General features: G+C 65.8%; 1 protein-coding gene. It reads left to right on the forward strand.

Annotation, left to right across the window (positions count from 1 at the left end; genetic code table 11):
• Positions 1-2: 2 nt before the first annotated feature.
• Positions 3-1,564, forward strand: a 1,562-nt coding sequence (locus tag AC0L27_RS40995) for a chemotaxis protein CheA (RefSeq protein ID WP_473323766.1), incomplete at its 3' end; no start/stop codon positions are given.

Below are 1,564 nucleotides of genomic sequence, written 5' to 3' on the forward strand. Positions count from 1 at the left end.
TCATGGATGATCTGTTGCGGGAGTTTTTGACGGAAACCAGCGAGAGCCTGGACACCGTGGACAATCAGCTGGTGAAGTTCGAGCAGGAGCCGAACAACGCCAAGATCCTGGATAACATCTTCCGTCTGGTCCACACCATCAAGGGCACGTGCGGCTTCCTCGGATTGCCGCGGCTGGAAGCGCTGGCGCATGCCGGCGAGACGCTGATGGGCAAATTCCGTGACGGCATGCCGGTGACCGGGCAGGCGGTGACGGTGATCCTGTCCTCGATCGACCGCATCAAGGAAATTCTGGCCGGGCTGGAGGCGACCGAAGCCGAGCCCGAGGGCACCGACCGCGATCTCATCGACAAGCTGGAAGCCATGGTCGAGCAGGGCATGGCGGCAATGTCAGGCTCGGCGCAGCCGATGCCGGCCGCAGGTGCGGCGGCTCCCGTTGCGGAGTCTCCCCCGCTGGTGCCGGAAGCATCTGTCGCCGTGGAAGCCGCGCCGACGCCCGGCGTGCTGGCCGACCTGAGCCTGGAGCGTCCGCTGCGTCCGGGCGAAGTCTCGCTCGACGAGCTCGAGCGCGCCTTCCGCGAGACCGCGATCGAAGTCCCGGCCCCGGTTGCCAAGGCTGAAGTCAAGGCCGAGCCCCAGCCTGCCGCTGAAGCCCCGGTGCCTGTTGCCAAGGACGTCGCCAAGGAAGCTGCAAAGGAGACCAAGGCACCCAAGGACAAGGCCGCGCCGAAGAAGTCGATCGCCGACGAGGGCGCCGGCGAGGGAGCCAGCATCGCCAACCAGTCGATCCGCGTCAACGTGGATACGCTGGAGCATCTGATGACCATGGTCTCGGAGCTGGTGCTGACCCGCAACCAGCTGCTGGAGATCTCCCGCCGCAACGAGGACACCGAGTTCAAGGTGCCGTTGCAGCGGCTGTCCAACGTCACCGCCGAGCTGCAGGAAGGCGTCATGAAGACGCGCATGCAGCCGATCGGCAATGCCTGGCAGAAGCTGCCCCGCATCGTTCGCGACCTCTCGAGCGAACTCGGCAAGCAGATCGAGCTGGAGATGCACGGCGCCGACACCGAGCTCGACCGCCAGGTGCTCGACCTGATCAAGGACCCGCTCACCCACATGGTGCGCAACTCCGCCGACCATGGCCTGGAGACCCCCGCCGAGCGTCTCGCCGGCGGCAAGGGCGAGCAGGGCACCATTCGCCTGTCCGCCTATCACGAGGGCGGCCACATCATCATCTGCATCGCCGACAACGGTCGTGGCCTGAACACCGACAGGATCAAGGCCAAGGCGATCTCCTCGGGTCTGGTCAGCGAGGCCGAGCTCGAGAAGATGAGCGAAGCCCAGATCCACAAGTTTATCTTCGCCCCGGGCTTCTCCACTGCGGCCGCCATCACCTCGGTGTCGGGGCGCGGCGTCGGCATGGACGTGGTGCGCACCAATATCGACCAGATCGGCGGCACCATCGACATCAAGTCGGTCGCCGGTGAAGGCTCCTCCGTCACCATCAAGATCCCGCTGACGCTCGCCATCGTCTCCGCGCTGATCGTGGAAGCCGCCGGCGACCG

The sequence above is a fragment of the Bradyrhizobium sp. Ken51 genome, assembly GCF_055807435.1.